Source organism: Acinetobacter thutiue, from assembly GCF_030385805.1.
GTDB lineage: Bacteria > Pseudomonadota > Gammaproteobacteria > Pseudomonadales > Moraxellaceae > Acinetobacter > Acinetobacter corruptisaponis.
Genome location: NZ_JAUDZE010000002.1, coordinates 235287 through 251369, shown reverse-complemented (window position 1 = coordinate 251369; position 16083 = coordinate 235287). Strand labels below are relative to the sequence as shown.

The window sequence follows — 16083 nt, the reverse complement described above, 5'->3', positions numbered from 1 at the left end:
AATTTCATAAAATTAAAATAGTTAAGTTTTAGAAAATGAAATGTCCAAACTGTCAAACGGAAGTGGCAAACGACAATATCAATATTCAAAGTGATATGGGAAAATGCCAGGCATGCAACCACCTGTTTCGTGTTTCAGAACATTTTGACAGGCCTGCATTTGCATTTGACCTGAACCAGCCTCCTAAAGGGACCTGGTATAAAAACAATATGCAGGAAATTAAGCTTGGAGCAACGCTAAGAAGTCCAATCGCGTTCTTTCTTGTGCCATTTATGTTGATTTGGTCAGGCGGATCATTGGGTGGCATTTACGGTACTCAAATTGCAAAACAGCAGTTCAGCCTTTTACAAAGCCTATTTGGGATTCCATTTCTTCTTGGCACATTATTTTTTGGATTTATTACTCTGATGGCGACATTCGGCAAAGTGGAGCTGACTATTGACCGTCAAGGTGGACGTGTTTTTACAGGAATTGGCAAACTGGGTAAATCCAGGTCTTTCCAGTGGCATGAAGTGACCCGAATCCGTGAGAGTTATGTCTCCAACTCATCCAACAGACAGCAGGGACAAATCTTTATTGATGCGGCTCAACCTATCCGTTTTGGTTTAGGGCTTTCTCAAGAGCGACATTACTATCTGTTCCACGCCCTCAAGAAAATCCAGTCACAATATAAACCTGAACGAAGATAATTCGATTTAAAAGTATTCACCAACAATCCATCATGACATGAATTGTCGGTTTTAATTTTTATTGCCCTTTAAACTGTGGCAAACGTCTTTCCAGCATGGCATGCACTCCCTCCTGTGCATCCTGTGATGCAAATAGTGGCTTGAGGTAACTGTCCATGTTCTGAAAGGCAAAAGTCTGCCCTTGTGTCACCGCATCGGTTGCCGAAGCCAACAAGGCCTGCACAGCAAGTGGTGCAGAAATACAGATTTCTTTGGCAATTTCGATGGCACGTTGCAACTGTTTGCCATTTTCCACAACCTCAGATAGCAAATTCATTTCATTGGCTTTTTGGGTATCAAAGGTCTTACCCGTTAACAGATACGGCATAGCCTTTTGCCAACCCGCAGCCTGTACAAAACGTACGGTTGCGCCTCCAAAAGGCATAATTCCGCGTAGCACTTCAAGCTGACCAAATACCGTGTTTTCACTGGCAACCACTACATCGGCATTCAGCATCAACTCCACCCCAGCGGTATAACAGATCCCTTGTACTGCGACAACGACAGGTTTGGTTCTGTGCCGTCCACCAACACCCCAGGGATTAATTTGGCTTTCCTCAAAATTAAAAATGCCCTGTGGAATTTTTGGTTGTAATTCAACCAGGTCCAGACCTGCCGTGAAATGATCACCATGTGCAAAAATCACGGCGCAACGTAATTCAGGATTGTTCTCATATTCGGTTAAGGCCAGAGATAAATCCTCAATCATATGACTATCAAAGGCATTTCGTTTTGCGACCCGATCCAAGCCAATCAACATCACATGACCCATCATTTCACGGCTTACTTTTCCTGAACTCATTTTTGTATTTCCTCATTTTTTAATAATAACTTCGATTCTAAATTAGAGGATCGCTTAAAAATGATCAAGCTGCACTATGTATGGCTTTTTCTGCTCAGCAAAGCCCTCCTTTCCATTTAAATACATGCTACCTTATTCCCATACAAAAATAGGGATTTTCTATTTCATGACCGTGCGTTTTTTTCATACTTCTGACTGGCATTTGGGGCAATTCTTTTATAATCATTCCCGCCATTATGAACATGAACAATTTCTGGCATGGTTACTTGAGCAAATCAAACAGAAACAGCCGCATGCCTTACTGATCGCAGGCGATATTTTTGATGTGATCAACCCCAGTTCGCAGGCACAAAAACAACTGTATCAATTCCTTGCCGATACACATGAACTTGCACCGCACATGCAAACCCTGATGATCGCGGGCAATCACGATTCAGGCTACAGAATTGAACAGGTTGAGCCATTATTAGCGAAATATAATGCCAAAACGGTTGGGGTAATTCGCTGGAATGAAGATAATACGCTGGATTTGGAACGTTTAATTCTGCCCATTTATGATGAGCAAAAACAGATTGTCGCGTGGTGTATTGCCCTACCTTTCTTGCGTTCAGCCGAAATCACGGGCTTTAATGAACACACGACGAATAGCCAAAATGCCATTGCTTATCTGCACCAACAATTAATCGAAGAAGCCAAACGTCGCAAAACCGATGAACAAGCCCTAATCCTGATATCACATGCGCATATGCAAGGTGGGGAAACCTCGGATTCAGAGCGACCGATTATTATTGGCAATGAAGAGGCACTTTCGACCAGCCTGTTTGATGACAGTATCGATTATGTTGCACTTGGGCATCTACATAAACCACAGAAAGTTGGGCAAGATCATATTCGTTATAGTGGCTCTCCAATTCCGCTGTCATTTAGTGAAATCAACTATAAGCACCAAGTGGTTGAGGTTACGATTGACCCATCAAAAATTGACGAAAAATTTACCTTTCAAGCCTTACATATTCCTAGAACTGTTGATTTATTTCATATCGAAGATCCATTAGAACAAGTTTTTATTGAATTAAAGGCTTTAGAAAAAGGTGAAATTCCTAATATTGATCAACGGCATTATGTCTTTATCGAATACTCAACAACCATCCCCCCGCAGCCGAATTTGCGCCAACAATTCGAAGATGCCTTGCCGAAAGATCGCTACCGTCTGGTGCGTATTTCCAGACAATATTTATCTAATGAAAATAATGCTGAAAATAAGCAGACCATTCATCTAGAGCCACCGACACCAGAAAAATTATTCCAGCAGATCTGGGAGAAAAAGGGTTATCACGCCGATGAGGAAGTCACCAAAGATTTTTTAAGTCTGGTCAATGAAGCACAGAAAAAACTTGAAGATGATCAAAGTTCTTAAGGACATGCCATGAAAATTTTATCGATTCGACTAAAAAATCTGGCATCTCTTGCAGGTGAGCATTTTATTGATTTTGAATGTAATCCTTTAGCTAATGCAGGCTTGATCGCGATTGTTGGCAAAACTGGTGCGGGTAAATCCACCATTTTAGATGCCATGTGTCTGGCCCTATTTAATAAAATTCCCCGCCTCAAAGAAAGTGACGGCAAGCTTCTGGACGTAGATGGTTCTGAGCTGCTGACCAACTCTCCCCTGACCGTTTTACGTCGCGGTACAGGACACGGCTTTGCAGAATTGTGTTTTGTGGCACAAGACCAAAAACATTATCAGGCGCGTTGGGAAATTAAGCGTGCCCGTGAAAATGCCAGTGGCAAATTGCAGAGTGTACAGCGTTCACTCAAATGCCTGACCGATGGCGTGGTGGTTGCAGATAAAACCAAAGCCGTCGAAAGCCATATCCAGCAAATTACCCAGCTCAGTTTTGAACAATTCACCCGTGCCGTTTTACTGGCACAATCGGAAGTTACCGCATTTTTAAAGGCACGTGATACTGAACGAGGCGAATTGCTGGAATACCTGACCAACTCCAGTATCTTTGCCAAAATTGGGCAACTGGCGTTTGAAAAAACCCGTGAAATGACCAACCAGCGCAAACAGCTGGAAAATGTTTTAGGTCATATTGAAATTCGTTCCGATGAGGAAGTTGCTGCCTTACAAACTCAATTTCAACAGACACAACAACAGGTCCAGCAGCTTGAAACCGAACGGACTCAACTCAAGCAACAACAGCAATGGTTTGAGCAACAACAAAAGCTGGAAAGTGAAATTATCTTCAAACAACAGCAGCATGAAACGCAGCTCAATGCCCATACCGCCCTCGCAACAGATCGTCAATTGCTTGAACAATTGGAAATCTTTTCCGAGATTCGTCCTGTTGTGTTTCAACAGCAGCAAATCCAAAAAACACTGCAACAACTTGAGCCACAGCTTCAACAAAAACAGCAACATTTTAGTCGCTTAACCACAGAGTTCGAGCAGGAAAAAGTCCGCTATACCCAAGCAGAAACAGCGCTGCAACAGTTCCAGAATTTTGAGCTGCAACATCAAGATAAGTTGAGTCAGGTGCGTAAATACGTTCAGGAACGTGACTATATTGCCGAAGATTATAAAAAGACCAAAAGCAGACTAACGCATATCGAAACTCAGCAGCAACCTTTGCTACAACAGCAACAGCAGCTTGAGCAGAACCTACAAAATATCAGTACCCAACAGACATCCTGTCTTGAGCAATTACAGCAAAGTGCCCACTTCTCAACTTTAGATAAGGGCCTCCATGCTCATGTACAGCAACTTGAGCAGTTTATTCAGCATTATCAAAAAGTTGAAAATACACTGGGGAATATTCAACAGGCTCAACGCAAACTTGAGCAAGATAAAAGCCAACTTGAGCAATTGATCTCGCAGTTTGGTACAACACAGCAGATTGATCACACCCTTGAGCAGAAACAGACACAGAAAGAGCACGTGTTGACTCAGCTGAATCAACTGGATGTGATTCAACAAAAACTACAGCATCATTTTCAATTAAAAAATGAAGTCTCAGAGCTGCAACACACATTAAATACGATACAAGTCCAGTATCAACAGCTCGAGCAAAATGCTAAAAAAGCAGAAAGTGAATTTCAGGCAGCAAAAACCGAGCGGGAAAAATTACAGCTTATCCTGCAACAGCAACGCTTACTCCATGCCGAGAATATTGAACATTTACGTGCCGAACTGAAACAAGGTGAAGCTTGTCTGGTCTGTGGTAGTACTGAACACCCCTATCGTGAGGATGAAAGTCCTGTTTCGAAAGCCCTATATGCATTACAGCAACAGCAGGAACAACAGGCGCTACAACAAGAGCAACAGTACTTCCAGCTTTGGCAGAATACACAGCAACAATTTACCCAACTTCAATCAGAGCAAAAACAGCGCCAAACAGCCTTGCAACAAACTCAGGAAAAATTAAATGCTCAACAACAAGAGTTACAACAATATTTGACTCAAAGTCATATTCAACTCGATTTTAATTTAGCTCAACATGAGCTTGAGGCATCATTAAAGCACTTAAGCGCTCAATCTACACAAACAAAACAACAGATTGATCAGGAATTACAACAGCTCAATCAGGCCAGTAAACAGCAGTTTAATTTAAATCAGTCTATCCAGAACACTGCCTACCAACTGGAAACCGTACAGCAGTTACAGCAACAGATTCAGCATATTGTGGATTGTCTGGATTCAGATGAGAAAACACTTTGGCTGGAACAACCACTTAGCCAAGCACAACAGATTGTGCAGCGTTTAAAACAACGCCTGCAACAGCTTGATCATGCCGATGGACTCAGCAAACAACAGCAGCACAGCACACAACAACTCAATTTATTAATATCAAATCTGAATAGTTTAAGCACGCAACATACTGAGCTAAATCAGCAATTGCAGGAAATTGCGAAAAAGGGTCAACAAAATAGTGAGGCTGCCAATCAACTCATTCTGGCAATGGCTGGTTCAACTGAATTGAAAGCCAATGAATGGTTGCATCAACATGATCAACAACGCCAGAAAATGCAACATCAATATCAGCAGGTAAAGCAGAATTTTGAACAGGCACGACAAAACTTTGAGCAACACAAGAATGAACTAGAGCAGCTCAAAGCACAGCATCAGCATAACCAACAATCATTCACACAATGCACAACAGAAATCGGTGCATGGTTGAAGCAGCATGTGCATTTTGAAGAACAGCAACTCAGTCAGTTGCTAGCCATTTCTTCAACGCAGGAACAGCAGATTCGCTTAACGTTACAAAATGCAGATCGTGTCTTGAGTGAGACCGCCTATGCGCTTAAAACCGCGCAACAGCTATTCAATGAACACCAGCAACAGCAGCCTGAGATCCAACATGAACAGTTGATCGAACTGATTCAGCTAAATCAGGACAAACTGCAACAGCAGCTTGAACAACGAGATCAATATAAAGTTCAACTCGAATTGCATCAGCAAAACCTTGCCAAGCAAAAACAGTTTGCAGATCAAATCCAGCAGATTCAGCAGCAGGAACATCGCTGGAATAAGATTTCCAGTTTGATTGGCGACTCTAAAGGTAAAGACTTCCGTGATTTGGCACAACAGTATAATCTGGATATTTTGCTGGAATATGCCAATCAGCAATTGGTGATGTTATCGCAACGTTACACATTAAAGCGCCTGGATAACTCGCTTAGTCTGGCGATTATCGATCATGATATGGATGGCGAAACCCGTTCAGTGGCTTCACTGTCTGGTGGTGAGTCTTTCCTCACTGCCCTTGCGATTTCACTGGCGATTGCCAATATGGCTTCGGGTTCCATGAAAATCGAATCACTGTTTATTGATGAGGGTTTTGGCACGCTGGATGCATCTTCATTGCACATGGTGATGAATGCCTTGGATCAGCTACAAAGCCAGGGTCGTAAAGTGATTTTAATTTCACATATTCAGGAAATGCATGAACGGATTCCTGTACAGATTCAGGTCCAGCCAATAGGTTCTGGTTCAAGTCGGATTGAAGTGGTGGGTTAATATGCAGTAGCCCAACGCTTGATTTAAAAACTGTCAAATCTAACTTGGCATTTTGTTTGCTTAGCTTAACCTGTTACGATTCGCTCATTACTTTAGAATTTAACTATGTCAAAATTCCATATTGATTGCCTACTTGAATATTCAGTCTCTCAAGCCACTGAGTTTATTTTCCAAGTCGAAGCAGCCCAACATGAATGGCAACATACGCTTGCAGAGCATGTTTCCATTACACCAGCTCAATTGAACATACAACATTTTGAACGGGATCAGTCTTCCAACCGATTAATACGCATTTCAGCAGCGGAAAACAGTCGTGTGCGCCTACATTATAGCGCCCATGTTGAAACCAAAATTCCTCAACGTCCTCTTGATGCCGTTGAAAATACTATTGCTCAACTTCCTGCTGAAAGCTTGTTTTATCTTGCACCCAGCCGTTTTTGTGAATCTGATCTTTTGGTCAATATGGCCATCCGTACCTTTGGCAATTCACCTACAGGCTATCAACGGGTTCAAGCCATTTGTGACTGGATCTACAATAATATTAGCTATGAATCTGGATCGTCCAACAACACAACCTCTGCAAAAGATATTCTCATCAATCGGGCTGGAGTATGTCGTGACTTTGCCCATTTAGGTATTGCCATTTGCCGTGCCTTGAATATCCCAGCCCGTTTCGTGTTTGGCTATATGCCTTTTTACAAGGCACTACCTGATTTCCATGCCATTTTTGAAGTTTATCTGAGTCAACAATGGATACTGTTTGATGCAACGAATATGGGAGCGATTGATGAGTTTGTAAGGGTTGGTACAGGTTTGGATGCTAAAGATGTGCCCTTTGCCTCTTTATTTGGAACAGCCGAACTGATCAAAATCAAACCCCAAATTACCAAGCTCTAATGATGATAATCCCGTGCACCAAACAGCGCTGTCCCGACTCTGACCATGGTTGAACCTGCGGCAATGGCAGCGTCCAGATCACCTGACATTCCCATACTCAAGGTATCCCAATCCTGAAGCCGTGCATGTTGTGACCTAACCTGCTCAAACAAGGTTTTTGCGTCAGCAAATGCGACACTGTTCTCTGGTGCTGGAATCACCATTAGCCCACGTAAACGTATGTTTGAAAGTTGGCTAATCTGTTTAACGAGTTCAGCAACTTCATCAGGCTGGCAACCATCTTTAGAGTCTTGCCCATCAATATTCACCTGAATACAGATATTTAAAGGCTTTCGATTTTCCAGACGCTGACTGGATAAACGCTCAGCAATAATCAGGCGATCCACGCCATGTACCCAATCAAACTTTTCCGCCAAATGTTTGGTTTTGTTGCGCTGTACATGACCAATAAAATGCCATTCGATCTCTAAATCCTGTAGTTCATCAATTTTTGTCAACGCTTCCTGCAAATAGTTTTCCCCAAAGCTACGCTGTCCAGCCTGATACATATCCCGCAGGCTTTGGCTGGGATGGGTCTTTGAAACAGCCAGCAATTGCACTGATGCAGGATCACGCTGAACACGCTCACACGCCAGTTGAATCTGATCTAATACGGATTGGCGGGATTGTTGCGATTGATTCATTGACACAGTTCTCACTTGTAAAATCTTTTTTTACATTGATAGGACTCAGGGTGTTGGTAAGCCTGAATGAAAGCCGTATATTATTCTACAAAATAATGAGACATTTTGGTTTGTTTCGGGGAAATTATGGATATTACAGAACTACTCGCCTTTTCAGTCAAAAACGGTGCTTCGGATTTACACCTTTCAGCGGGTATGCCTCCTATGATTCGTGTGGATGGTGAAGTTCGCCGAATCAACTTGCCAGCACTTGAGCATAAAGATGTACACCGTCTGGTGTATGACATCATGAACGATAAACAACGTCGTGACTATGAAGAAAAGCTGGAAACAGACTTTTCATTTGAAGTTCCCAACATTGCCCGTTTTCGTGTGAACGCATTTAACCAGAACCGCGGTGCGGGTGCGGTATTCCGTACCATTCCATCAAAGGTTTTGACCATGGAAGACTTGGGGCTTGGTTCAATCTTCAAGGAAATCTGTGATTATCCACGCGGAATCGTACTGGTCACAGGACCAACAGGTTCTGGTAAGTCAACCACACTTGCTGCAATGATCGACTATATCAACGAAAACCGTTATGACCACATTTTAACGGTCGAGGACCCAATCGAATTTGTACACCAGTCTAAAAAATGCCTGATCAACCAGCGTGAAGTGCACCGTGATACACATGGCTTCAATGAAGCACTGCGTTCAGCACTGCGTGAAGACCCTGACATTATCCTGGTTGGTGAGATGCGTGACCTGGAAACCATTCGTCTAGCATTGACTGCGGCGGAAACGGGTCACTTGGTATTTGGCACACTACACACCACCTCAGCAGCAAAAACCATTGACCGTGTGATTGACGTATTCCCTGCTGAAGAAAAAGACATGGTGCGTGCCATGTTGTCAGAATCATTACAAGCCGTAATTTCACAAACACTCTTGAAAAAGAATGGTGGCGGTCGTGTTGCAGCGCACGAGATCATGATTGGTATTCCTGCAATTCGTAACCTTGTCCGTGAGAACAAGGTTGCCCAAATGTACTCTGCAATTCAGACAGGTGCAAACTATGGCATGACCACACTGGATCAAAGTCTGAAAACACTTGTATCCAAGGGAATCATCAATACTCAAACTGCTCGTACCGCAGCAAAACAGCCAGAATCATTCCTATAAGAATAAATGAATTAGAGAAATAACATGGATTTTAATGATTTACTTAATCTGATGATTCAACAAAATGCATCGGACTTGTTTGTCACCGCAGATGTTGAACCGTCGATGAAAATTAACGGGCAAATTGTACCTGTTGCCAAAACCAAGTTATCAGGTGAAATTGTCGGTCAACTGATCAACTCAGTAATGACAGACAAACAACGTAAAGAATTTGTCGATACACGTGAATGTAACTTTGCCATCACCAACCGTGAAAAAACAGCACGCTTCCGTGTCAGCGCATTTCAACAACGTGATATGCCTGGGATGATCCTGCGTAAAATTGAAACGCATATTCCAAGCATGGAAGACCTGAAACTACCAGAAGTGCTCAAAGAACTTGCCATGACCAAGCGTGGCATCATTATCTTTGTGGGTGCAACAGGTACAGGTAAATCCACCTCTTTGGCCTCCATGATTAGCTATCGCAACCACAATTCAAAAGGTCACATCATTACCATCGAGGACCCAATTGAATTTGTACACCAACATGCGGGCTGTATCATCACCCAGCGCGAAGTGGGTATTGATACTGACTCATTTGAAATCGCATTGAAGAATACCTTACGTCAGGCACCTGATGTCATCCTGATTGGTGAGATTCGTTCCCGTGAAACCATGGACTATGCCATTGCCTTTGCGGAAACAGGTCACTTGGTATTAGCCACCCTACATGCCAACAACGCCAACCAGGCACTGGACCGTATCATTCACTTCTTTGAGGCAGATCGCCATAGCCAGCTTTATATGGACTTGTCGCTGAATATGAGAGCAATGGTCGCACAACAACTTATTCCAACCCCTGACGGTAATTCACGCCGTGCTGCCATTGAAATTTTGATCAATACACCATTATTGGCAGATTATATTCGTAAGGGCGAAATTCATGAGATTAAAGATGTCATGAAGCGTTCACGCGAACTCGGTATGCAGACCTTTGACCAAGCCTTATTTGACCTTTATAAGGCAGGTGAAATCACCTACAAAGATGCACTTAAACATGCAGACTCGCCAAACGATTTACGTCTCACCATCAAACTTTCAGAAGAAGGTGCAGACCAATTACTCAGTGCCAGCAAAAATATTACCTTTGATGGTCAATAAGCGATTTTTTAATCCATTAAAAAAGAGAAAGTTGCTCACAACTTTCTCTTTTTTATTTGTTCAATTTTGGTTAATTGAAGAAACTTTACAAGCTTGAACACTTATTTCTTACGAAAAGCTTCCTGACATTCAGCATCACTACAATAACCATACAAATTCAGCGAATGGCCAGTTAAGGCAAAACCATGCTGATCTGCAACTGAATGTTGTTCTTTTTCAATCACATCATTCGTAAATTCAACGACTTTGTTGCAGTTCAAGCATACCAGGTGGTCGTGGTGATCTTCCTGCATAATTTCAAAAACAGAGTGATTGTTTTCAAAATGGTGACGCTGAATGATTCCAGCAGCTTCAAATTGTGTTAACACACGGTAAACTGTTGCTAGGCCAACATCTTCACCTTGCTCTAGCAGTGTTTTATAAATATCTTCCGCACTTAAATGGTGTTGCTTTGAATTTTCTAATAATTCCAAAATCTTAATACGAGGAAGGGTGACTTTAAGTCCAGCTTTACGTAAGTCTTGGTTGGAAATAGGCATGAAAAAAGGTCTCTCAACAAATCTTAAGTTGGAATAGGCAATAGAGTTTAGATGCAGTATGATCTATCCTTGAATCAAATGCATCATCATTTATCAGGATAGTGTAGCAAAATGCAAAAAATCATGCTGGCGTTGTTCGTCACTTCAGTACTTAGCGGTTGTTCAGTCTTTGGTGTTTATAAAGTTGATATTCCACAGGGAACACCCTTAACCAAAGCACAGGCATCTCAAGTACAGGTCGGCATGAGCTTTCAGCAAGTCCGTTTCTTGCTGGGTAGTCCAACTGTGACAGATCCTTTAAATCCACAGCGCTGGGACTACATTTACAACTATATACCAGGTACCTATGCAAAAAAAGCAAAAATACCAGCAGCCCATGGTCAACATTTAAAAGTTTACTTTGACGAAAATGGTAATGTACAACGTATTGAGGGCCTGGATACCATCCCTGAATCACAACCTGGTTTACCAGCATCAAAAGAAGCCATTTTGACTGCGCCCCCACTATAACCGCTTTCCCATAAAATAAAACCCCTCATCGAAGCATTCGTGAGGGGTTTTATTCTGAGGGGCTGCTAATATTTCACAGATGCTTGCGACAGAGGACATTTTTTAGACGATACAAGGCATGACTTATGAGATTTAGCTATTCTAAATGAATAAGGCATAACGCAGTAGCGGCAAAAAATGTCCCTGTCCCGCAGGGTTATGGCTAAAACTGCCCCAAACTTCGTTATGAAACTTGACAAGGGTATCGCCATTGCCTGCGTTTCATGCCTTGTTTGTATGGTTTTAGCCTATAACGCAAGGCATGGCTGAAATATCAACAGCCCCTCTTATTGTGATGGCCTAAAACGATTACCCTTTACAAAACGCCCGACAGGATTCTTTGCAGCTCGATTACGTCGAATATCCTTGGGATTAATGGTTAAAGCCCGATAAACCTCAACACGGTCCCCCGCCTGCAATATTGTTTCAGCCTCAATTCTTGAACCAAAAACTCCCAACTGCAAAGGTTCAGGTAAACAGACCTGATCAGCCAAGCCACTGTTCTGGATTGCCTGCAATGCAGTCATGCCATCAATAAAGGTAACGGCGATATGGAATTGCTGCTCAGGGTTGGCAAAGGCAACCCAGACTTGCTTGCCCTGTTCCATTATAGACTTTGTCCAATAACGGCCACCATCGCAACAACAATGGAAAGTGGCAACACCAGACGCACAGCAATACGCCACAGGTTATAAAACAGTTCATTGCTAAAATTCATGGCTTTACGCAGATGGCTAATCTTCATGATCCAGCCTGCAAAAATGGCATAGATCAGGCAAATTACCAGTCCCCATAACATCAGTAAAACATTAAAGATTTGCTCAACCTGAGGTATGATCCAAACTGCAATGGCAGCAACAATAATCACCCACTGCACAATGACTGCAAGTTGACGTTGTGCCAACTGTTCTTTCGCCAATTGAATCAATAACGCGGCTGACATGATTGCAGCAAACACCCAGGCTAGAGCTGGAAGCTGGGCCTGAATTGAAAAGAATCCAAAAGCAATCACGGCAAATAACTGGGCTATCCAGATCGGTAATGTGGCTGAAGTTGCATTTTCCTGCTTTTTAATTGTAGATAGGCTGCTCTGCCAATATAGACCCAAGCCTAAACCACTGGCCACCAGAGCCAAAACAGTTGCATTGCCCCATTCCCTAAACTCGACACCCGTCCAGTGCCATGCCTGTAGCTGGGTTCCCATTAGATTGGCAAGGATAAATGCGCTAATCACACCAATTGCTGTCAGTGCGATTAAGAATAAACGTGGAACAAAGGACAGGCCAACAGCGATGATTGCCAAAACCGCAAAAATAATTTGGCTGGACATATCTGCTGCAAGTTGCAGAGCGACCACATGCGTTGCTGTGGTTAAAACACTCCCTGTAAAAAAGGGAACAAAAACCACAGCCAACCAGCCAACCAAACGCCATCTAGGTGAGGCATCCGCATCACGTGTTAAGCTGGAGAGTGCCTGTAATGCTGTGGTCTGTGAACGCTTTGCCAAAGCAATTTCAAGATAGCCAATGGGTAATGCCAACAAAAACATGGTGCCCAACCACAACAGCCAGAAGTCAAATTGACGGTCAATCTGGATACCAACGGTAGGGGCCAATGTTGTGATCATGACAAAAGATAAGCAAAACGCCATCACTGGAGCCAGCCAGCGTGACAGAGCGGTGTCCTGCATAATGCATTCCTTGAAAAATCTTTGAACTCATTGCAGCTCTTTATGGAGCTTACAATGAAATATTCAATCTATTTTGCCTTTCTCAAGCTTGAAAATCAAAACAAAAGATGCCGAAAGAAAAAAGCAAATCACCCATTCAGATGATTTGCCGCGCACCATTTATTATTTTACTCGTTCGATCCCTTATTTATCATGTCTACTCATCTTATTATTTCTTATCATAAGGGATCTTTTTTTATTGTCTTATTATTATGAGAAGAAACGGGAGAACCAGTTTTTCCCCTTTTTCTTTTCATTTTCCCTAATGATACCCATCATATTTTCTTTGACTGCACCCACATAATCCGCATCATCATGGCGAATATGGTTAATCAGCCATTTTGACAGAACTTCATGCAGTTCCTGGTCAATGTCATGCCCCAACTCAAAACGCTCTCGATAGGACTCTATTTTCTTGATAAACAAGTCATGTACGCGCTTGTGTGGTATACGGTATTTATAGTTTGCCTCTTCCTGCAAGCTTTCCTCAAAGATAAAATGTGACTGGGTATAATCAATAATATTATCCAGAATCCCTTTCATCTTTACCCGATCACTGGCATATTTTAAATCAGCAATTTCATTAATATAATCCAGAATACGACGATGCTGATCATCAATGACGTCTATTCCAGTATTATATTCGACAGACCACTTCATCCCCACACCCCACCTGAAAACCAACGTTATTTAGTGAATAAAAACATCATATCGACAAATTTTTTAAATAAAAACACAGCATTTTTGTCAGATTTTAAACATTTTCACTCAAAAAGAATTAACCTATTGTTTTCTATTTAATTTAATATTATTACCGATCAAAACACTCAAGTATTTTTTAACCAACAAGAAAATTAACTGCATTATTTTATTGAAATAAAAACAATTTTTTATTATTTTAAATTATACTTTAGTATTAAAATCCAATATTCAGGTTTTCAATGTATTGTACTATCAACTTTAAATCAGAAATATCCTTTTCACGCCCATAACCTGCTTTAAAACCAGCAAGTGTTTTTAAATCTATAAAATGAATACCCTCTACAATATCTGAATGAGATAATAGCCATTCTGTTGTTTTCTTCCCTAATATTGATCTGCCCTGGTTATGCGCTTTAATGCTGGATTTTCAGCTTCTCGCATAAGACGCTCAACCCGCGTTAAAGCATGTTTAATCGGATGACCATGTTCAAACAAGATCATTTCTCCAGGCTGATACGCTTTCCACGCTTCATTATGCGTTAAAGGTTCAGTGGTAATCACAGCCACACGGTCTTCTGGCGTGGTCACCTCACTAAAGTCAACCTCGACATCCAGATCAATCAGGTGGGCATGCTGAAAGGGGTATTCACGTACCAGCCAATGCAGCTTGGTGGTTGCATAACTAAACAGTGCCTTGCCATTGGACAGGCAGAAATTGAATGTGCCGAATTCAGCAATCTGCGGCGCAATACGTTCTAGCAGGGAAAAGACTTTTTCGATACAAGGCTCGGTATAGCCAAATGTTTCAACCATTTGATCCAGCAAGTAACAGAATGCACGCTCACTATCGGTATTGCCCACAGGTTCAAAACGGCCACTGAGTTGGGGATTAAAATCATGTAAATCGCCATTATGTGCAAAAATCCAGTGCCTGCCCCATAATTCACGTAAAAACGGATGTGAATTTTCCAAGGTGATTTTACCCTGAGTGGCCTTACGAATATGCGCAATCACATTGCGGGACTTAATCGGATAGTTGCGAATTAAATCCGCAATTGGCGATTCAACCGCAGACTGATTATCGACAAATAGGCGGCAGGCTTTATCTTCAAAAAAAGCAATACCAAAACCATCACAGTGATCAGACGTGACACCAGCTCGTTGGGAAAAACCACGAAAAGAAAAAGTAATGTCTGTGGGGGTGGCGCAATTCATTCCTAATAGCTGGCACATATCTTTTAACTTGCTAACATCTATGCCTATTGTGCATGAGGTTCAGATGCCTTGTAAATCTGAATATGTGCGCACTATCAAATCAAGTGTGATAATCCCTACCGTTGCGCCATTTTATTCATCACAAATGAGGTGGCGATCTTATTTACTTCCAGAAATACAAAATAATCCAGACATTTAAAATCCTCATCATAAAAGGCCTGTTTGGATAGTCTGGACTGCATGCCTAAATAAGTTTGAAATAGCTTAGGCATCTTTTCATCCTGCGGAAAGCTGTAGTCAGGACGTTCTGGTTCAAAGGCACGCTTGGAACGGATGTCTATGCTTTGATGATCCGCCAACTGCTGAAGCTGGCGATGGGTATAATAGGCACGTGCCAGATTATCCTCCAGATGAATGCTGACACAGCCCATGAGATATTTGGCACGCATCGACCAAAGCACTTTAGGCGCAAGATTCAGCCATAACATGGATAATGCCTTGCCAGATCGAAACTGTGGATGTACACAGGTACGACCAATTTCCAAAACGTTTGGTAAATGGGATAAATGAGGGATGATTTCAAATTCCTGAGCACTGTAGCTCTGCCCAATTTCATGCCCCTGAAACAACTTGAGGCGGGTATAGGCAACAATTTCGCCTGTCCATTTTTCACGTAATACCGCATGTTCACAGCCAAAATCATAGAGGTCCTGATCCAGGCCATCCTCAAAGGACAGTCCAAACTGGTGGCTAAACTGTGCTGCCCTAAAGCGTTGTACTTGTTGTAATTCTTTTAGATTATCCACCCACTCAAAACGAAACTGGTTTTGTGATGGTTTTTGGCGTAAAGGTGAAGTCAGTGTATGACGATACTGATTTAACTTTTCTAGCATAATGAAAGCTCCTTAT

Annotated in this window: 15 protein-coding genes; 7 read left to right on the top strand and 8 right to left on the bottom strand. The window is 42.2% G+C overall.

Features of this window, described 5'->3' with window-relative positions; genetic code table 11:
- The first annotated feature begins 35 nt into the window (after window positions 1–35).
- Window positions 36–689 (top strand): hypothetical protein, encoded by a 654-nt coding sequence (locus QTA56_RS07130; RefSeq protein WP_267980249.1) that lies wholly within the window; start codon window positions 36–38, stop codon window positions 687–689.
- Window positions 690–747: 58 nt separating this feature from the next.
- Here QTA56_RS07130 and QTA56_RS07125 read toward each other — a convergent pair whose 3' ends face one another.
- Window positions 748–1530, bottom strand: a complete 783-nt coding sequence (locus tag QTA56_RS07125; RefSeq protein WP_267980248.1) for a crotonase/enoyl-CoA hydratase family protein — start codon at window positions 1528–1530, stop codon at window positions 748–750.
- Between the two features lie 166 nt (window positions 1531–1696).
- Between QTA56_RS07125 and QTA56_RS07120 the strand changes: the two genes are divergently transcribed.
- The 3 genes from QTA56_RS07120 (at window position 1697) to QTA56_RS07110 (ending at window position 7450) form a co-directional block, all read left to right on the top strand.
- A complete protein-coding gene (locus QTA56_RS07120; protein WP_411956083.1) occupies window positions 1697–2947 on the top strand; it encodes an exonuclease SbcCD subunit D in 1251 nt (416 codons plus the stop codon).
- A 9-nt stretch (window positions 2948–2956) separates the two neighbouring features.
- On the top strand, window positions 2957–6553 hold the full coding sequence (locus QTA56_RS07115; protein WP_267980247.1) for an SbcC/MukB-like Walker B domain-containing protein: 3597 nt from the start codon (window positions 2957–2959) through the stop codon (window positions 6551–6553).
- 105 nt (window positions 6554–6658) lie between these two features.
- Window positions 6659–7450, top strand: coding sequence for a transglutaminase-like domain-containing protein (locus QTA56_RS07110; RefSeq protein ID WP_267980246.1), 792 nt, complete (start codon window positions 6659–6661; stop codon window positions 7448–7450).
- On the opposite strand, the gene QTA56_RS07105 is transcribed toward QTA56_RS07110, so the two are convergent.
- Window positions 7447–8133, bottom strand: a complete 687-nt coding sequence (locus QTA56_RS07105; protein WP_267980245.1) for a YggS family pyridoxal phosphate-dependent enzyme — start codon at window positions 8131–8133, stop codon at window positions 7447–7449. The two genes, QTA56_RS07110 and QTA56_RS07105, sit on opposite strands and share 4 nt — an antisense overlap.
- A gap of 126 nt (window positions 8134–8259) precedes the next feature.
- Here QTA56_RS07105 and QTA56_RS07100 point away from each other — a divergent pair, with 126 nt between their 5' ends.
- Window positions 8260–9297 carry a type IV pilus twitching motility protein PilT gene (locus QTA56_RS07100; RefSeq protein WP_267980244.1) on the top strand — a complete coding sequence of 346 codons (1038 nt, stop codon included), beginning with the start codon at window positions 8260–8262 and terminating at the stop codon, window positions 9295–9297.
- Window positions 9298–9321: 24 nt separating this feature from the next.
- Window positions 9322–10440 carry a PilT/PilU family type 4a pilus ATPase gene (locus QTA56_RS07095; RefSeq protein ID WP_267980243.1) on the top strand — a complete coding sequence of 373 codons (1119 nt, stop codon included), beginning with the start codon at window positions 9322–9324 and terminating at the stop codon, window positions 10438–10440.
- A 101-nt stretch (window positions 10441–10541) separates the two neighbouring features.
- On the opposite strand, the gene fur is transcribed toward QTA56_RS07095, so the two are convergent.
- Window positions 10542–10979, bottom strand: a complete 438-nt coding sequence (gene fur, locus QTA56_RS07090; protein WP_004682786.1) for a ferric iron uptake transcriptional regulator — start codon at window positions 10977–10979, stop codon at window positions 10542–10544.
- Between the two features lie 111 nt (window positions 10980–11090).
- On the opposite strand from fur, the gene QTA56_RS07085 reads away from it, so the two are divergent.
- Window positions 11091–11489: an outer membrane protein assembly factor BamE gene (locus tag QTA56_RS07085; RefSeq protein ID WP_004676608.1), complete on the top strand. Its 399-nt coding sequence runs from the start codon at window positions 11091–11093 to the stop codon at window positions 11487–11489.
- A 326-nt stretch (window positions 11490–11815) separates the two neighbouring features.
- On the opposite strand, the gene QTA56_RS07080 is transcribed toward QTA56_RS07085, so the two are convergent.
- From QTA56_RS07080 to QTA56_RS07060, 5 genes are all read right to left on the bottom strand, one after another.
- The gene (locus QTA56_RS07080) at window positions 11816–12136 is read right to left on the bottom strand and encodes an RnfH family protein (RefSeq protein ID WP_267980242.1); all 321 of its coding nucleotides are present in this window, start codon (window positions 12134–12136) and stop codon (window positions 11816–11818) included.
- Window positions 12136–13218: an SLC5/6 family protein gene (locus tag QTA56_RS07075; RefSeq protein ID WP_267980241.1), complete on the bottom strand. Its 1083-nt coding sequence runs from the start codon at window positions 13216–13218 to the stop codon at window positions 12136–12138. The genes QTA56_RS07080 and QTA56_RS07075 overlap by 1 nt, the downstream gene beginning before the upstream one ends.
- A gap of 249 nt (window positions 13219–13467) precedes the next feature.
- Entirely contained in the window at window positions 13468–13923 is a 456-nt protein-coding gene (locus QTA56_RS07070; protein WP_267980240.1) for a bacteriohemerythrin, read from the bottom strand.
- A 420-nt stretch (window positions 13924–14343) separates the two neighbouring features.
- On the bottom strand, window positions 14344–15192 hold the full coding sequence (locus QTA56_RS07065; RefSeq protein WP_267980239.1) for a class II glutamine amidotransferase: 849 nt from the start codon (window positions 15190–15192) through the stop codon (window positions 14344–14346).
- Between the two features lie 98 nt (window positions 15193–15290).
- Window positions 15291–16067: a GNAT family N-acetyltransferase gene (locus QTA56_RS07060; RefSeq protein WP_004757387.1), complete on the bottom strand. Its 777-nt coding sequence runs from the start codon at window positions 16065–16067 to the stop codon at window positions 15291–15293.
- Window positions 16068–16083 lie beyond the last annotated feature (16 nt).

Bases quoted from the DNA above. Each gene is read 5' to 3' on its own strand.
- QTA56_RS07130 (WP_267980249.1), top strand. From the start codon at position 36: ATGAAATGTCCAAACTGTCAAACGGAAGTGGCAAACGACAATATCAAT.
- QTA56_RS07125 (WP_267980248.1), bottom strand. From the start codon at position 1,530: ATGAGTTCAGGAAAAGTAAGCCGTGAAATGATGGGTCATGTGATGTTG.
- QTA56_RS07120 (WP_411956083.1), top strand. From the start codon at position 1,697: ATGACCGTGCGTTTTTTTCATACTTCTGACTGGCATTTGGGGCAATTC.
- QTA56_RS07115 (WP_267980247.1), top strand. From the start codon at position 2,957: ATGAAAATTTTATCGATTCGACTAAAAAATCTGGCATCTCTTGCAGGT.
- QTA56_RS07110 (WP_267980246.1), top strand. From the start codon at position 6,659: ATGTCAAAATTCCATATTGATTGCCTACTTGAATATTCAGTCTCTCAA.
- QTA56_RS07105 (WP_267980245.1), bottom strand. From the start codon at position 8,133: ATGAATCAATCGCAACAATCCCGCCAATCCGTATTAGATCAGATTCAA.
- QTA56_RS07100 (WP_267980244.1), top strand. From the start codon at position 8,260: ATGGATATTACAGAACTACTCGCCTTTTCAGTCAAAAACGGTGCTTCG.
- QTA56_RS07095 (WP_267980243.1), top strand. From the start codon at position 9,322: ATGGATTTTAATGATTTACTTAATCTGATGATTCAACAAAATGCATCG.
- fur (WP_004682786.1), bottom strand. From the start codon at position 10,979: ATGCCTATTTCCAACCAAGACTTACGTAAAGCTGGACTTAAAGTCACC.
- QTA56_RS07085 (WP_004676608.1), top strand. From the start codon at position 11,091: ATGCAAAAAATCATGCTGGCGTTGTTCGTCACTTCAGTACTTAGCGGT.
- QTA56_RS07080 (WP_267980242.1), bottom strand. From the start codon at position 12,136: ATGGAACAGGGCAAGCAAGTCTGGGTTGCCTTTGCCAACCCTGAGCAG.
- QTA56_RS07075 (WP_267980241.1), bottom strand. From the start codon at position 13,218: ATGCAGGACACCGCTCTGTCACGCTGGCTGGCTCCAGTGATGGCGTTT.
- QTA56_RS07065 (WP_267980239.1), bottom strand. From the start codon at position 15,192: ATGTGCCAGCTATTAGGAATGAATTGCGCCACCCCCACAGACATTACT.
- QTA56_RS07060 (WP_004757387.1), bottom strand. From the start codon at position 16,067: ATGCTAGAAAAGTTAAATCAGTATCGTCATACACTGACTTCACCTTTA.